The 17,543-nt window shown below is 21.3% G+C and carries 13 protein-coding genes; 7 read left to right on the top strand and 6 right to left on the bottom strand.

The features are described from left to right. Positions 1 to 62 precede the first annotated feature (62 nt). Genes H0H38_RS00255 through H0H38_RS00235 form a run of 5 tightly spaced genes read left to right on the top strand, consistent with a single transcriptional unit; the run spans position 63 to position 4,409 of the window. On the top strand, positions 63 to 1,328 hold the full coding sequence (locus H0H38_RS00255) for a M16 family metallopeptidase (protein ID WP_185872800.1): 1,266 nt from the start codon (positions 63 to 65) through the stop codon (positions 1,326 to 1,328). A gap of 29 nt (positions 1,329 to 1,357) precedes the next feature. Further along, the gene (locus tag H0H38_RS00250; protein WP_185872799.1) at positions 1,358 to 2,722 is read left to right on the top strand and encodes a M16 family metallopeptidase; all 1,365 of its coding nucleotides are present in this window, start codon (positions 1,358 to 1,360) and stop codon (positions 2,720 to 2,722) included. After that, complete coding sequence (locus H0H38_RS00245) at positions 2,719 to 3,042, top strand: iron-sulfur cluster assembly protein (protein WP_185872798.1); 324 nt, start codon at positions 2,719 to 2,721, stop codon at positions 3,040 to 3,042. Before H0H38_RS00250 ends, H0H38_RS00245 begins: the two co-directional genes overlap by 4 nt. A 12-nt stretch (positions 3,043 to 3,054) precedes the next feature. Continuing rightward, positions 3,055 to 4,029 (top strand): SPFH domain-containing protein, encoded by a 975-nt coding sequence (locus H0H38_RS00240; protein WP_185872797.1) that lies wholly within the window; start codon positions 3,055 to 3,057, stop codon positions 4,027 to 4,029. Positions 4,030 to 4,049: 20 nt separating this feature from the next. Then, a complete protein-coding gene (locus H0H38_RS00235) occupies positions 4,050 to 4,409 on the top strand; it encodes a DUF3127 domain-containing protein (protein WP_185872796.1) in 360 nt (119 codons plus the stop codon). 11 nt (positions 4,410 to 4,420) lie between these two features. Here H0H38_RS00235 and H0H38_RS00230 read toward each other — a convergent pair whose 3' ends face one another. Genes H0H38_RS00230 through sucC form a run of 3 tightly spaced genes read right to left on the bottom strand, consistent with a single transcriptional unit; the run spans position 4,421 to position 9,265 of the window. Further along, on the bottom strand, positions 4,421 to 6,493 hold the full coding sequence (locus H0H38_RS00230; protein WP_185872795.1) for an ATP-dependent Clp protease ATP-binding subunit: 2,073 nt from the start codon (positions 6,491 to 6,493) through the stop codon (positions 4,421 to 4,423). A 27-nt stretch (positions 6,494 to 6,520) separates the two neighbouring features. After that, positions 6,521 to 8,071 carry a hypothetical protein gene (locus tag H0H38_RS00225; protein WP_238785406.1) on the bottom strand — a complete coding sequence of 517 codons (1,551 nt, stop codon included), beginning with the start codon at positions 8,069 to 8,071 and terminating at the stop codon, positions 6,521 to 6,523. A 15-nt stretch (positions 8,072 to 8,086) separates the two neighbouring features. Continuing rightward, on the bottom strand, positions 8,087 to 9,265 hold the full coding sequence (gene sucC / locus H0H38_RS00220; RefSeq protein WP_185872793.1) for an ADP-forming succinate--CoA ligase subunit beta: 1,179 nt from the start codon (positions 9,263 to 9,265) through the stop codon (positions 8,087 to 8,089). 398 nt (positions 9,266 to 9,663) lie between these two features. Here sucC and H0H38_RS00215 point away from each other — a divergent pair, with 398 nt between their 5' ends. Continuing rightward, positions 9,664 to 10,365: an alpha/beta hydrolase gene (locus tag H0H38_RS00215; protein ID WP_185872792.1), complete on the top strand. Its 702-nt coding sequence runs from the start codon at positions 9,664 to 9,666 to the stop codon at positions 10,363 to 10,365. Further along, entirely contained in the window at positions 10,362 to 10,910 is a 549-nt protein-coding gene (locus H0H38_RS00210; RefSeq protein WP_185872791.1) for a hypothetical protein, read from the top strand. Before H0H38_RS00215 ends, H0H38_RS00210 begins: the two co-directional genes overlap by 4 nt. A 10-nt stretch (positions 10,911 to 10,920) precedes the next feature. Here the strand turns inward: H0H38_RS00210 and odhB are convergent, their stop codons facing one another. Genes odhB through alaS form a run of 3 tightly spaced genes read right to left on the bottom strand, consistent with a single transcriptional unit; the run spans position 10,921 to position 17,543 of the window. After that, positions 10,921 to 12,099, bottom strand: a complete 1,179-nt coding sequence (odhB, locus tag H0H38_RS00205; RefSeq protein WP_185872790.1) for a 2-oxoglutarate dehydrogenase complex dihydrolipoyllysine-residue succinyltransferase — start codon at positions 12,097 to 12,099, stop codon at positions 10,921 to 10,923. 12 nt (positions 12,100 to 12,111) lie between these two features. Continuing rightward, a complete protein-coding gene (locus tag H0H38_RS00200) occupies positions 12,112 to 14,829 on the bottom strand; it encodes a 2-oxoglutarate dehydrogenase E1 component (RefSeq protein WP_185872789.1) in 2,718 nt (905 codons plus the stop codon). A 53-nt stretch (positions 14,830 to 14,882) separates the two neighbouring features. Beyond that, positions 14,883 to 17,543, bottom strand: coding sequence for an alanine--tRNA ligase (gene alaS, locus H0H38_RS00195; RefSeq protein WP_185872788.1), 2,661 nt, complete (start codon positions 17,541 to 17,543; stop codon positions 14,883 to 14,885).

Raw genomic sequence — 17,543 nt, 5'->3', positions numbered from 1 at the left:
TGTATTTAGTTTTCAATATTTATAACTAAATTTGAATTTAATGGATTGAAATTTAATTCAAAATGCATAATTATATAATTAATTTTAGTGAATATAAATTATCAAATGGATTACATATTATTTTACATCAAGATAAAACAAATCCTATAGTATATATTTCTGTTTTATATCATGTTGGAAGTAAAGATGAAAGGCCTGGAAAATATGGATTTGCTCATTTTTTTGAACATTTAATGTTTGAAGAAACTAAATATATTAATAAAGGAGAATATTTTAAATATATAGCTTCTAATGGAGGATATAATAATGCATATACTAGTCAAGATGAAACTTATTATTATGATATACTACCATCAAATAAATTGCCTTTAGCTTTGTGGTTAGAATCAGAACGAATGTTACATCTTAAAATCGATGAACCAAGTATTAATATTCAAAGAGAAGTAGTAAAAGAAGAAAGAAAAATGCATATAGATAATATGCCATATGCCAAAGCTATATCAGAAATTATTCCATCATTATTATTTAAAAAACATCCTTATAAAAATCCAATAATTGGATTTGAGAAAGATTTAAATTCAGCTACTCTTTACGATTTTAAAAAGTTTTATAATACGTATTATGTTCCTAATAATGCTATTTTATTAATAGCTGGAGATTTTAATATCGAAGAAACAAAAGATTTAATTAATAAGTATTTTTCTATTATTCCTAGTGGAAAATCTAAAATTTATAAAGTACAAATTCAAGAAAAATCTATTAATAAAGAAATTTTTTTTACATGTATCGATAATAATATACAAGTACCAGGAGTGTTTTTTTCATATAGATTACCAGAAATTAATAATGAAGATATTTTCATTTTAAAAGTAATAGAAAATATCCTTTGTTCAGGAGAAAGTTCAAGAATTGTTAAAAATATTGTTAATAAAAAACAAACTGCATCATATGCAGGTTCATATATAGAAACAATGGAACATTATGGAATATTTACTATATATGGATTAATAAATAGAGGGATAATATTAGATGAATTATCAAATACAATAGATAATGAAATAGAAATATTTCAAGATCAATTAATTACAGAAGAAGAATTAAATAAACAAAAAAATTATTTTGAAAGTAAATTTTTTTCTGATAATTCTTTTTTAGAAGGAATAGGTTCAAATTTATCTCATTATTCTTTATATTATAAAAATATTAATTTAATTAATACTTATATTGAAAAATATAAAAATATATCATTTGAAGATATTAAAAGAGTATCTAATAAATATTTAAATAAAAATAATAGAGTTCGTTTATATAATATTACATCTAATTAATTTAATTGATTTATTTTTCATTATTATTTATGACCAAGATCAATCGTAAAATACCTCCTAAACCTTTAACTAACCAAGTTGTTCCTAATATTAAAAAACCATTATTATTTAAGATGAATAATGGATTAACTGTTTTATTAACAGAAAATTATAAATTTCCTATTATTAGGGTTCATTTTGTTTTAAATTATCCTATTTTTTTAGAAAAAGAAAAAGCTGGAATTAAAAAAGTATTTGGAAATATGCTTCGTTCTGGAACAAAAAATTTTTCTAAAGAAGAAATTGATCAAAAAATTGATTATATGGGAAGTAAATTATTTACTTCATTTTCAAATATTTCTTTATTTTCCCTGCAAAAATATTTTGAAGAGTCTTTTTTTATTTTTAGTGATATACTTATTAATAGTCAATTTGATAATATCATAGAATTTAATAAAATTATTAAACAAAAAATAATAGATATTGATATCTCAGAAAAAGATCCTAATGCTATTTTAGAACGTGTAAAAAATGTTTTATATTTTGGTATAAATCATCCATATGGAGAATATGAAACATATAAAACTATACAAAATATTACATTACTAGATTTAAAACAATTATATAATCAATATTATTGTCCTAGTATATCTTATATATCTTTTATTGGATCTATTTCTATGAAACAAGTTATGTCATTATGTCATAAATATTTATTAAAATGGAATAAAAAACATATTCATATTATTGAAAATAAAATTAATCAAAAATTTATTCAAAAAAAATTAGAAATATCTATTGTAGATTTACCAACACTTACTCAATCATTTATTTGTTTTGGACATCCTGTGTTTTTTAAAAAAAGTGATTCTATATATTTTTCTGCTTTATTAGCAAATGGCATTTTAGGTGTGGGAGCACAAAGTAGGTTATTTTTAAAAATTAGAGAAAAAAGTGCTTATACTTATGGTATTTATTCAATTTTAAAACCAGATAAATATATAGGATATTTTTCTATTTATACACAAGTAAGAAATGATGTGACGGATAAAGCAATTAAAGATATTTTAAAAACAATCAAGGAAATGAAAGATAACATATCTAATGAAGAATTAGATATTAAAAAAGAAGAAATATGTGGTCAATTTATTCTAAATTTAGAAGATCCATCAAAAATAAATGATTTATTTATTAGTGAATTAAAAGATAATTTACAAGTTGGATTTTATGAAAAATATTTAAATCATATCAAAAATGTTAATATATATGATGTTTATCAAATATGTAAAAATTTTTTTTCTACAACAACAGGTCAAATGATAATTGTTGGAAATTCTAAAAAAATTTTTAATAAAATACAAAAAATAGGTTATTCTATTTATTTTTTTGATAAATTTGGAAATAAATTAAAATGAATAATATAGATAAGAGTTTGATGGAGGAACAAATTATTTCTTCATTGAAGAAAATTTATGATCCAGAAATTTCTGTTGATATTTATGAATTAGGTCTTATTTATGATATTCAAATTTCTAATGATTGTAAAGAAGTGAAAATTATTATGACCCTTACTACAACAAATTGTCCAGTTGCAGATAGTTTACCGATTAAAGTAAAAAATCAAATAGAATTAATAAATCCTATTAAAAAAGTAAATGTAATGTTAACGTTTGATCCACCTTGGTGTAGAGAATTTATGAGTGAAGAAGCACGTTTAGAATTAGGAATGTTATAATTATTATAAATTATGAGTATTTACGGAATATTATTTTATGGATTATTAATTATTTTAATATTATCTTTATTTTCTAATTTTATTTTTATTGTTCATCAAGAAACAGCATTTATTATTGAAAGATTAGGGAAATTTTATGCAATACGACATGCAGGTTTTCATTTTAAAATGCCTGTTATAGATAATTTAGCTGGAAAATTAACATTAAAAATTCAACAATTAGATATTTTAGTGGATACAAAAACTAAAGATAATGTTTTTATAAAAGTAAAGATATCTGTGCAATTTCAAGTTATTAAAAGTAAAGTATATGAAGCTTTTTATAAATTAGATAATTCTAATGCTCAAATCACTTCTTATATTTTTGATGTAGTTAGAGCTGAAGTTCCTAAAATGCGTTTAGATGATGTTTTTGAAAGAAAAAATCATATAGCTGATGCATTAAAAAGAGAATTAAAAGAATCTATGTCAGGTTATGGATATGCTATTATTAAAGCATTAGTAACAGATTTAGAACCTGATGAACATGTTAAACAAGCTATGAATAGAATTAATACTGCAGAAAGAGAAAAAGTAGCAGCAGAATATAAGGCAGAAGCAGAAAGAATTAAAATTGTAGCTAAGGCTAAAGCAGAAGCAGAAAGTAAAAAATTACAAGGAAAGGGAACAGCTGATCAAAGAAGAGAAATAGCAAAAGGGATATTAGAATCAGTGGAAGTTTTAAATAATGTAGGAATTAATTCTCAAGAAGCATCTGCTTTGATTGTAGTTACGCAACATTATGATACACTTCAATCTATAGGAGAATATTCTAAATCAAATTTAATTTTATTTCCAAATTCTCCTGGATATGCTAGTGAAATGTTAACTAATATGATTACGGCTTTTAATATATCTAATCAAATTAAATATAACACAACTCAAAAAGTTGAACATAAAAATATAATATCAGAATCTCGTAACAAAGAGAATCAAAATAATCATTAATAAAAAATTATTCATTTTTCATGGAAATCATAGGCAGAATAAAAAAATTATTTGAAATACAAAAATTTGGCAGTGGATTTAGAAAAAGAGAAATTGTTATTACAACAGAAGAACCATATCCTCAAAATATATTAATAGAATTTATTCAAGATAAAGTAGATTTGTTAGAATCTATAAAATTGAAAGATAAAATTAAAGTTTTTATTAATATTAGAGGACGAGAATGGAAAAATCCAGAGGGAATAATTAAATATTTTAATTCTATTCAAGGATGGAAAATTGAAAATATTCATTCTTCTACTTCTAATAATATAGTAAATTCTAAAAAAATGATATCCCCATCGTTATCATCTGATGATTTTGATGATTTACCTTTTTAATTATAATGAAATTATTTATTAATAATATTAATTTTAATATTATTATTATTTTTATTCATTACTAATTTAATGATATTTCCATTTTGGATTAAACCTTTTATAATATATTCCGAAATTGGATTTTTTATAAATGTATTTATAGCTCTTTTAAGTGGCCTTGCACCATATTTTTTATCAAATCCTTTTTTTTGAATAAATTTTTGTGTTTCTAAAGAAATCGTTAAATTATATCCTAATTCAAGTAAATGATATTTTATTTTTTCTAATTCTAATAATGTAATTTGAGCAATATGTTTATATGTTAAAGGATTAAAAATAATAATATCATCTATTCTATTTAAAAATTCTGCAGAAAACATATTTTGTAATGCATATTTGGATTCATTCAATTTTTTTGTTTTATTAGAAAATCCAATTTCTGTTCTATTAAATTGATTTGTATTTTGATTAGAAGTCAAAATAATCACAGTATTTCTAAAATTGATTTTTTTACCTAAACTATCTGTGAGATATCCATAATCTAAAATTTGTAATAAAATATTAAAAATATCATGATGAGCTTTTTCAATTTCATCGAATAAAATTACACTATACGGCCTACGACGTAGTATTTCTGTTAATTGGCCTCCTTCTTCATAACCAATATATCCTGGTGGTGATCCTATTAATTTAGACATAGAAAATTTTTCCATATATTCACTCATATCAATACGTATCAAAAATTCTTCTGATCCAAATATTTCTTTAGTAAATTCTTTGGCTAAATAGGTTTTTCCTACTCCAGTTTGTCCTAAAAAAATAAAAGATCCTATTGGAGAATTAGGATCTTTTAATCCAGATTTATTGATTCGTATAGAATTAACTATTTTTTCTATTGCATGATCTTGTCCTATTACTTTAGTTTTTAATAAAGATATTAAAATATTTAATTTTTTCATTTCATATTTATTTATTTTATTAATAGGAACCCCACTCATCATAGATACTACTTGTTTTACATCTATTTCAGATACTATATCTTTATTTTTTTTAATAATTTGTCTCCATAATATTTGATCTTTAATTAATTGTTCTTTAAGTTCTTTTTCTTTATCTCTTATATTAGCTGCTTCTTCATATTTTTGATTTTTAACTGCTTGATGTTTTTCTTTTTGTATATTATAAAGTATTTTTTCTAAATCAATGATTTTTTTTGGAACTTTTATATTTTTCATATGGACATTAGCACCTGCTTCATCTAATGCATCAATTGCTTTATCTGGGAAATAACGATCAATAATATACCTAGATGTTAACTTGACACAAGCATTAATAGCTGATTCTGTATAAATTACATTATGATATCCTTCATATTTGTCTTTAATTTTTTTTAATATTTCAATAGTTTCTTGTTCTGTTGATGGTTGAACTATAATTTTTTGAAATCGTCTTTCTAATGCACCATCTTTTTCTATATATTGTCTATATTCATTTAAAGTTGTAGTACCTATACATTGTATATTTCCTGTAGTTAAAGCTGGTTTTAATATATTAGACGCATCTAAAGATCCAGTAGTTCCTCCTGCTCCTATTATAGTATGTATTTCATCTATAAACAAAATTAAATTTTTATTTTGTTCTGATTCAGAAATGATTGCTTTCATTCTTTCTTCAAATTGTCCTCTATATTTTGTTCCAGCAACTATACTAGCTATATCAAGTAGCACAATTCGTTTATTATATAAAACTCTAGATATTTTTTTTTGAACAATTTTTAAAGCTAATCCTTCAGCTATTGCTGTTTTTCCAACTCCAGGTTCTCCTATTAATAATGGATTATTTTTTTTTCTTCTACTTAATATTTGCGCAATTCTTTCTAATTCATGTTCTCTACCAATTATAGGATCTAATTTTCCTTCCAATGCAATAACATTTAGATCTTTTCCAAAATTATCTAATACTGGAGTGTTATTTGTCATTGCATTGATATTTACATAATAATTCAATTCTGATATTCCTTGTTTAGATTCTGTTATCCCGAATGTTGTATTTTCATCATTTATATCTTCATCATTATAATAACAAAATATATTTTTATTTTTCAAAATATGATATAGTAAATAATTAAAATGTTAATAATTATCTTTAATTTTAGTTTCTATAGAATTAGAAGTAATTGGTGGAGGGATAGAAGAAGGAGATTTAAGTTTTAACTTAAACCTATCTATTAATTGATTCATATTTTCATTTTTTTTAGATAAAAGATTATATTCTTCAACTGAAAAATTGTCTAATTGTTTAGTTAAAATTTCAAATTCAAAATTTTGATTATTACATTGTTTTTGTAATTTTTCTAAAAAAGATTTATGTATTACTAATAAATCTTTATCTTTTATAATAGAAGGTTTTATTAAAAAAATTTTATTATTTAATATATAAAATTGTATTTCATTTTTTAATATATTAAAATAATAAGGATTAATTTTTTTTGAATTTTTTTCTATAAAATATTTCCAATTTTGTTCTAAAAAATATCTAAAAAATTTAGTATCGTGTAAATTTGTATTTTGAATTTTATATTGATTATTACAATAAGATTTATTTTTTATAAAATATTTCATAAATAATGATAAAATATAGGTTTCAATTAATTTATAATAATTTTTATTATCATATAATATATTTTGGCTCATTAAACAATACAATTTATGTTCTATTTTACAAAAAATTTTTAAACTATCTATTATACATAATGAAGATATTTTTTTTGATTGTTGAATATAAGATTTAATATTATTTTTTTCTTGAACACTCAAATTTAAATAATAAAATTTAGATATCAATAACATTCTCAAATGTTTAATGAACCCTTGTATAAATAATAGACTGCTAATATTCATTTTGACAATATTATCTAATAATATTAATACATCATAAATATTATTATTTAATAAATAATCAACTATTTTAAAATAACAAATGGGATCTAATATTCCTAATTTTTTTAACACTAATTTTTTAGTTATTGTTTTATTTAAAAAAGTATTAAAATATAATAATTGATCTAGTTTATTCATAGAATTCATTAAAGATCCATTTCCATATTTAGAAATATATAATAAAGTTTCATTATCTATATTAATAGATTCTTTATTAGAAATATTTTTTAAATGGTTAAAATTTTCTTTTAAAGAAATTGGACTAAATTCATATATTTGACAAGATAATGATGACATAATATATTCTACAATTTTATTTATTTTATTTGCGCAAATAATTAATAACATGTTTAATGGAATTTTATGAAACATTGGAAATATAATATCAATAAAATTGGTAGAAACATCATTAATATTTTGTATTATCAAAAATTTTTCTTCTTTTACATTATGATATATTTTATGAATTATTGAATTTAAATAATTAATAGAGTATGTTAATGTACCATTTAATTCAAATTTATGAACAATATTTGATGAGGATAATTCTTGCACTAAAATTCTTGCACATGTACTTTTTCCAATTCCTTTTATCCCAACAAATAATAACATTTTTGATAAAAAACATTTTTTTATAGCATTTTTTAAAATATATATAATTTCTTTTTGTCCAATAACTTCTTCCCATGTGTTTGGTTCATATTTTGTAGTTAATCCAATATAAGAACAAACTTTTTTAATCATCATATAATAAATAAGTTAACTTGATAATATTTCTTGAATTTTATTAGATGCTTCTTTTAAAGTAGAAGTATAAAAAATAGGCAATTGATTATTATATAGTATTTGTTTTGCTATTTTTGCATTTGTTCCTTGTAAACGAAATACTATTTTTAGATATTTGTTATTTTTTTGAATATATTTATTATATGCATTTATAATTCCGTGTACAACATCATCACATCTAACAATTCCTCCAAAAATATTTATTAAAATTACTTTTACTGAAGTATCTTTTAAAATTAAATTAAATGCTTGTTCAACTTTTTTTTGATTTGCATCTCCACCTATATCTAAAAAATTTGATGGACTTCCTCCACAAGATTTGATCATATCCATTGTAGCCATTGCTAACCCAGCTCCATTTACCATACATCCTACATTTCCTTCAAGTTTAATAAAATTAATATTATTATTTTTTTCCAATTTTTCTTCTTTTTTATATGTTATAAAAAATTTGTTTATACGAAATAAAGCATTATTATCTAATGTTATTTTAGAATCTAATGCAATAATTTTATGATTATTATAAATTAATGGATTAATTTCTAATAAAATAGCATTATATAATAAATATGCTTTATAAAGATTATATACAAAATATTTCAAATTTGTTATGCCTAAGTGAAATTCTATTGTTCTATATTGAAATTCTAATAATCCTAATCCTGGATCTATTACTTCTTGAAGTATTTGATTTTTATAATTTGTTTCAATATTTATTCCACCTTTTTTAGAATATAAAATTATATTTTTTTCAATATCTCTATTAAAAGATATTGCTATGTAATATTCTTTAAGTGTAGTATTATGAATATTTAATATATCATTATTGTTGTATATATTTTCAGTAATAAGAAGTTTTTTTACTAATTCACCTTTTTGTGAAGTTTGAGATGTTATAAGATATTTACCTAATAAAGAATTAGATTTATTATATACATCTTCCAATGATTTTGCTATTAATATTCCTCCACTTTTACCTCTACCTCCAGCTAATATTTGAGCTTTTATTACAATGGATTTTGTGTTGGTTTTTTTGAAAATAATCTTTGCAGCATTTACTGCTTGTTCTGTTGTATCGACAATGAGCCCATAAGGAACAGAAATTGAAAATGATGTTAAAATATCTCGTCCTTGGAATTCATATAAATTCATTAAAAATAAATTGTTTTAAAGTAATTTCAAGTTAAATTTACTAGTTTTTTTTTATAAATGATTTTAGTAAAAAAAATATATAAAACTATATAACACTTTTGTAACAGAATAATTTTTTTTAAAATAAATTACTTGTCATATAATGTAAAAAAAGAAAATATAGTATGTATATTAGATATAATCTAATTTAAATATTAATGAAAAAAACATTCATTGTATTTATGGTATTTATGAATATTTATATTCATAATATGTACAAAATAACATAATTTATTTTGTTCTTTACGAGATAAATTTCAAAATTTTTTTTGATTGTAACACATAATTTACATTTATCCGAAGTAGCTGATAAAATATTATAAAAAAATGGATTATTTATTTATTAAATTAATATAAATATGCTTTTACATGAACTTTCGATCAAACATATTATTAGAAAACCAATTAATAATAATATTGAGCCTCCGTTATTTTTAATGATACATGGATATGGTAGTAATGAAAATGATATTTTTAATTCTATTATTAAACAATTACCAAATCATTTTTTTATTGTTAGTATACAAGGCATTTATACTATAGGACCTAATCAATATTCTTGGTATAATATTGATTTTAAAAAAAATTTTACAACACAAAAACTTCAAATCAAAAATTATTCATTACTTCAAGCGTCAGAAACTATTAATAAAATAAATATTTTTATAGATGAAGCCATTAAAAAATATAAATTAAATAATAATAAAGTATGGATATGTGGTTTTAGTCAAGGAGCTATTATTAGTTATGCCATTGCTATTAAAAATCCTTATAAAGTGAAAAGGGTAATGGCACTTAGTGGATATTTTGAAAATAATATTTTTTCATTAAAAAACCCAACAAATAAACAACTTTATAGCGAATTATCTATGTTTATTTCTCATGGAAAATATGATGATATTATTCCTATTAAATGGGTAAAAAAAGGATTGGATATTCTTAAAAAAGAATATTTAATAGATTCATTTTTGTATAAAGAATATGAATCTGGACATTGGCTAAGTGATTCTAATCATAAAGATCTTATTTCTTGGATAAAACAAAATAATATATATAAATGAAAATATCTACAAAAATAATTTATTTGTTAATATTTTTTTTAATATCTATTTATTGTTTTTATATACAAAAAAAATGGTATGGAATCATTTTATTATTAATAAGTTTAATAATTATGTTTTTTATTTTTAAAAATGAATTTTTATTAATGGCTTTTTTTAAAATTCAAAAAAAAAATATACTAGGAATGAAAAAATATTTAAAATATATAACAAATCCAGAAAAACAATTAATTAAATATCAAATCCCTTATTATTATTTTCTTTATGGTATATTATATTCTGAATCAGATATTTATAAATCTGAAAAATATATGCAAAAATCATTAGATATGGGACTGAGATTCAAACATAATATAGCTATTGCAAAATTAAATTTAGCTATAGCATCTATTTCAAAGGGAAATAATCAAAAAGCCAAATTATTATTATTAGAAGCAGAAAAAATAGATATATATGGAATATTACATAATCAAATTAAATTTATAAAAACTAAATTGAAACAATCACATAATATTAATAAAACTAACCCTTATTTTAGAAAATAAAATTTATTATTTATAATTCCAATATTTTTGGAATATTTAATGAATTTCCTCCCATTAAAAATTGTATAGGATTTTCTAAAGTTTCTTTAATAGTACAAAGAAACCCTACTGATTCTTTTCCATCAATAATTCTATGATCATAGGATAATGCTAAATACATCATAGGACGTATTTTTATAGATTTTTGAATTACAATAGGTCTATTCATAATTTTATGCATTCCTAAAATAGCACTTTGTGGTGGATTAATAATTGGAGTGGATAACATTGATCCAAAAATCCCTCCATTAGTAATAGTAAAATTGCCTCCTTTCATTTCATTTATTGATATTTTACCATTTTTGACACGTGTAGCTAAATTAATAATTTCTTTTTCTATTCCTACAAATGATAAATTTTCTGCATTTCGAATAACTGGGACCATAAGTCCTTTAGGTCCAGATATAGCAATACTAATATCAAAATAATTAAAATTGATTTTTTCTTCTATACTAATCATTGCATTAACGTCAGGAAATAGACGTAATCCTCTAATAGAGGCAAGTGTAAAAAATGACATAAATCCTAATTTAATTCCATGTTTTTCTTGAAAAATAGAATTATATTGATTTCTTATTAATATAATTTCAGTCATATCTACTTCATTAAAAGTCGTTAACATTGCAGTTTGATTTTTAACAGATACTAAACGCTCAGATACTTTTTTTCTCAGTGAAGAAAGAGGTGTTATTGTTGATGATCTATTTAATGATTGATTTTTTATAGAATTAATACAATCTGTTTTTGTAATTCTTCCATTTTTTCCAGTTCCTTTAATATTATTAATAATTAGATTATGTTCGTTAATTATTTTTTGAGCAGATGGAGAAGGCCAGTTTGCAATATTTTTTTGTACTACATTTTTTTGTACTATTTGATGTTTATTTAATATTTTATTATCGGATTTTATTGTTTTTGAAGTATCTATGTTACAAATAATTGTACCAACTGGTATTGTTTTTCCTTGTTCAACTAAAATAGTAATTATTCCACTTTGTTCGGCAGTAATTTCTAAAGTAGCTTTATCAGAATCTAATTCTGCTATTATTTGATTTTGAGATACAAATTCTCCATTTTTTACAGTCCATGAAGAAATTTCTACTTCATTGATGGATTCTCCAGGAGAAGGAACTTTGACTTTTAGTATCATATTATGATTAGTTTATAAAAAAGCCTTTTTTAATATATGATTGTAAATTTTTAAAAAATTTTTTAAAGAACCAGTAGATGGACTAGAACTTTCCGATGGAGCAATTAATCTAAATGGGATATCTTTTCCAAATTGTCTAAGAAAAAAATTCCATACTCCCATGTTTTCCGGTTCTTCTTGAACCCATATAGTATGTTTTCTATTTTTATATTTATTAAGCAAATTATGAATAGTTTTTTCTTTTAATGGATAAATTTGTTCTATACGTATTAAAATAGTTTCTATGTCTTTAATAGATTCTTTTATTTTTAATAAATCATAATATATTTTACCAGAACAAAATATTAATTTTTTTATTTTTTTCTCATTGATACATGAAGAATCTTCGATAATTTCCTTAAATTTTCCATTAGATAAATCTTCTAATCTGGAAAAACATTTTGGATGCCGTAATAAACTTTTTGGTGTAAAAATTAATAGTGGTTTTCTAAAATTTAATTTCATTTGTCTTCTTAATAAATGATAATAATTTGCTGGAGTAGTACAATTGGCTAGAAATAAATTATTATTTGCACATAATTGTAAATATCTTTCAATACGAGCAGAAGAATGTTCTGGACCTTGGCCTTCATATCCATGAGGTAATAATAAAACTATACCATTACAAATTTTCCATTTACTTTCTCCAGAAGCAATATATTGATCTATTATGATTTGGGCTCCATTTCCAAAATCCCCAAATTGAGCTTCCCATATCGTTAAAATATAAGGAGATAATAAAGAATATCCATAATCAAATCCTAAAACACCATATTCTGAAAGTGGTGAATTATAAACTTCAATTAGTTTTTGTCCTCTATGAATTTTATTTAAAAGAATAATTTGTTCTTCATTTTCTGTTTTAACGATAATATGTCGTTGAGAGAATGTTCCTCTAGCTACATCTTCCCCTGATAATCGAATAGAAATGCCTTCATCTAATAAAGTACCATATGCAAGTAATTCTGCACTACTCCAATCAACTAATTTTTTAGTTAAAATTAAACTTAATCTATTATTAAAAATAGAAATTGTTTTTTTAAAAAAATGTTTATCCTTTGGAAGAGTAAAAATACATTTAGCAATATTAATTAATTTCTGTAAAGAATATTTAGTATTGATATTTTTAAACATTTCTTTTGTATCAACAATTAATGGAAAGTGTTGCCATTCTTCTTCTAAAAAAGAATTTAAAATATTCCATTTAATATGTTGAGATTTTGCATATTCATTATGAAGAATTGTTTGATATTTTGTTTCTATCATTTTAATATCATTATTATTAATAATTTTGTCTTTTTCTAATTCTTCTTTATATGATTCATAAACATTTTTATGTTTATCAATTAATTTATACAACATAGGTTGAGTATACCGTGGATCATCTCCTTCATTATGCCCATATTTTCTATACCCTATTAAATCTATAAAAACATCTTCATTATAACGCATTCTAAAATCTATAGCAAAATAAATAGATTTTATAACAGATTCAATATCATCTGCATTAATATGTAAAACTGGAGACATAACAATTTTTGCAATATCTGTACAATAAATACTAGATCTTCCTTCCATTTCATTCGTTGTAAATCCAATTTGATTATTAATAATTATATGAATAGTTCCTCCAGTATGATATCCGTTTAATTTTGAAAATTGAATCACTTCGTAAACTATTCCTTGACCTGATATAGCAGCATCTCCATGAATTAAGATTGGTATAATTTGATTTTTATTTTTTTTATAAATATGATCTAATTTTGATCTTGTTAAACCTTCTACAATAGCATCAACAGATTCTAAATGAGATGAATTGGGTAATAAACTAATTTTAATTTTATTTCCAATAGAATTTTTTTTTATTTTAGTAAATCCTAAATGATATTTGACATCTCCAGATAATAATACATCTTTATACTCTTTTCCATAAAATTCATTAAATATATATGAATAATTTTTTTTTAAACAATTAGCAAGAAAATTTAATCTACCTCTGTGAGACATTCCAACAATAAATTCTTCTGTATTATATTGTGTTGAAGCATATTCAATCATTTCTTCTAATGCAGGTAATGTAGATTCATTTCCTTCTATAGAAAATCTTTTTTGTCCAATAAATTTATTGTGTATAAAATGTTCAAATGCAATAGCTTCGTTTAATTTTTTTAAAAAAAAAATTTTTTTATGTGATGAAAATTCAATATTATTATATAACCATTTTTCTATCCATTCTCTTTTTTTTATATCATTAATATACATATATTCAATTCCAATAGAATTACAATATTTTTTTTTTAAAAAATTAATTATATTTCTTAATGATGTTTTTCCAAGTCCTATAAATATTCCAGATTCAAAATTTAAATCTAATTCTTTATCTGATAATCCAAAATTTTTTAAATTTAAAGATGTATTAGATGTATTATATGAACAATTTCTTTTTTTAATAGGATTTATTTTACTAAATAAATGACCTTGTATTTTATAAGCTTGAATTAAATTATAAACTAAAAATTCTTTATAATTAAAAAATTTTTTTACAAAATGTTTTTCATTTCCTAAATCAAATCCATAAAAAAAAGCAGACCAACTAGGTTCTATTGAATCAGGATTAACTTTGTATTTTTGATAGAGTAATTCCAAATCTTTAATATGAATTGAATTTAAGAAAGAATATCTATCATTCATAAAAATATTTTATTTTAAAAATCTTTATCAAATTTAAACAAATTAAAAATCTATTAAAATCGTCTATTAATATAATCATTGATTTCTTTTGAAATTATAGTTAATCCATTTTTGTTTTTTCCAATTGATATAGAGAAAAAAGATTTACCCCAATATGTTCCAACAATATAATTAGAAAAATGTTTCATAATTTTATATGCATTCATATTTTGATTTTTAATAAGTAAATCTGATATAGAAATAAATAGAATTGGTTTATTATCTTTTATAAAACCTACAATCATAAATAAATTATTAATTTGTAATCGTAAACTTAACCCTATTTTTTTAAGTAATTCTAAATCTAAATGATTTCTATTATTACAATATATATCATCTATATAAGTTATATTAGATCTAATTTTAGCTTTAATAAGATATTCTTTTTTTAAATATTCAATTCTATGAATATTTATAGTATATATTTTTTTTATTAATTGTTTATTTTTGTTCATTAAATCACTAAAAGTCTTTACGGATGGTTCTATTCCATTCATTAATTCTTTTAAACATTTATATTGAAAATTAATTTTTTTAAGATATTTAATAGCGTTATTTGACGTAATAGCTGTGATTCTTCTTATTCCATAAGCAATAGAAGATTCAGATATAATTTGAAATAGCTTAATATCTTTTGTATATTTTATATGTGTTCCAATACATAATTCCGATGAATCTCCAAATGTAATTACTCTAATTTGATGTTTATATTTTATATTAAAATTTCCAATATATCCAAATTTTTTGGCTTCTTCATAAGAAGAAAATCTTTGTTCTAATAAAGATAAATTATTGAAAATATATTCTTGAACTAAATTTTCTATTTCATTTAATTGTTGTAAAGAAATTTGTTTATGATAAGAAAAATCAAAACGTAAATAATCATTTCCTATATAAGAACCTTTTTGTATAATATTTTTTCCTAAAATTGTTTTCAACGAAAAATATAATAAATGTGTAGCAGTATGATTTATTTCAATTTGTTTTCTTTTTATTTTATCTACTTCTACTACAAAATCATCATATATATTGTTAGGTAATTGTTTTATAATATGTATAATATCAACACCTTCTTTTTTAGTATCTTCAATTTTAATTTGTTCTTTATTATTTTTAATATATCCAGTATCTCCAATTTGACCACCACTTTCAGGATAAAAAGGAGTTTGAGAAAATACTAGTTCATAAGAAAATTTATTTTCTAATTTTTGATATACTTTTCTATATTTAATAATAACAATTTTACATGATAAAATATCATATCCTATAAAATTGACATTATTGTTTTGTTCTATAAATTTGTTATTATAAATCCATTCAGATTTTATTATTGATATTCTATTTATATTGGATTGTTGTTTTTGTTTTGATAATTCTTTGTTAAAAACAAATTCATCTATTAACAGATTATTTTGTTTTGCAATTGTTTTTGATAATTCAATTGGAAATCCATAAGTATCATATAATTTAAATATTCTATTACCATCAATAATTTGTTGATTTTGTTTTTTAGTTAGTGATATAATATGTTGAATTCTATCATATCCTTTGTTAATTACTTTAAAAAAAGAAATTTCTTCTTCTTCTACAATAGATTGAATATATTCTTTTTTGTTTTTTAATTCAGGAAAGAATTTATGCATTTCTTCTATAAAAAAATCTATAATTTTATAAAGAAATGGATGTTTTTTATTAAAAAAACGAAAAGCATAAATTATAGATCTTCTTAATATTTTTCTAAGTATATATCCAGCATGATTATTAGATGGACGTTGTCCATCTGATATAGCAAATATTATAGATCTTAAATGATCTGCTATAATATTTATTGAAATATTTTGTTGATATTTATTTTCATATTTGTTACCTAAAAAATTTTTAATTTTATTAATGATTGGAAGAAAAATATCAGTTTCATAACTAGAATTTACTCCTTGTAATACCATACATAATCTTTCTAATCCCATTCCAGTATCTACATGTTTTTTCGATAAATATTTTAATTGTCCATTTGCTTGTCTAAAAAATTCTATAAACACAAGATTCCAAATTTCTATTACTTTAGGATGACCTTTATTAATTAAATATTTGCCAGATAATTTAGTTTTTTCATTTTTACTTCTAAGATCTATATGTATTTCAGATGAAGGGCCACAAGGGCCTATATCGCCCATTTCCCAAAAATTTTCATTTTTTCCAAAAAATAAAATATGATCATTATTAATCCAATCTTTCCAAAGATCTAAAGATTCTGTATCTTTGGATAATTTATCTTGATCATTTCCAATAAAAATAGTAACATAAATATTGTCTTGAGATATTTTATATTCTTTTGTTAATAATTCTATTGCCCATTCTATAGTTTCTTTTCTCGAATAATCTCCAAAAGACCAATTACCTAACATTTCAAACATAGTATGATGATAATTATCATATCCTACATTTTTTAAATCATTATGTTTTCCAGTAATTCTAAGACATTTTTGAATATTTGCGATTCTATGATACGTAGGATTCTTTTTCCCTAAAAAAATATCTTTAAATGGATTCATGCCAGAATTAATAAACAGTAAACTTGGATCATCATCTAAATAAATAGGAAAAGATGGTAATATTTTATGATCTTTTTTTTTAAAGAAATTTAAAAAAGTATTTTTTACTTTTTGATATTGCAT

The sequence above is a fragment of the Blattabacterium cuenoti genome, from assembly GCF_014252355.1.
Classification (GTDB): Bacteria; Bacteroidota; Bacteroidia; order Flavobacteriales; family Blattabacteriaceae; genus Blattabacterium; species Blattabacterium cuenoti_AD.
This window is presented reverse-complemented; position numbering and strand designations above follow the sequence as displayed.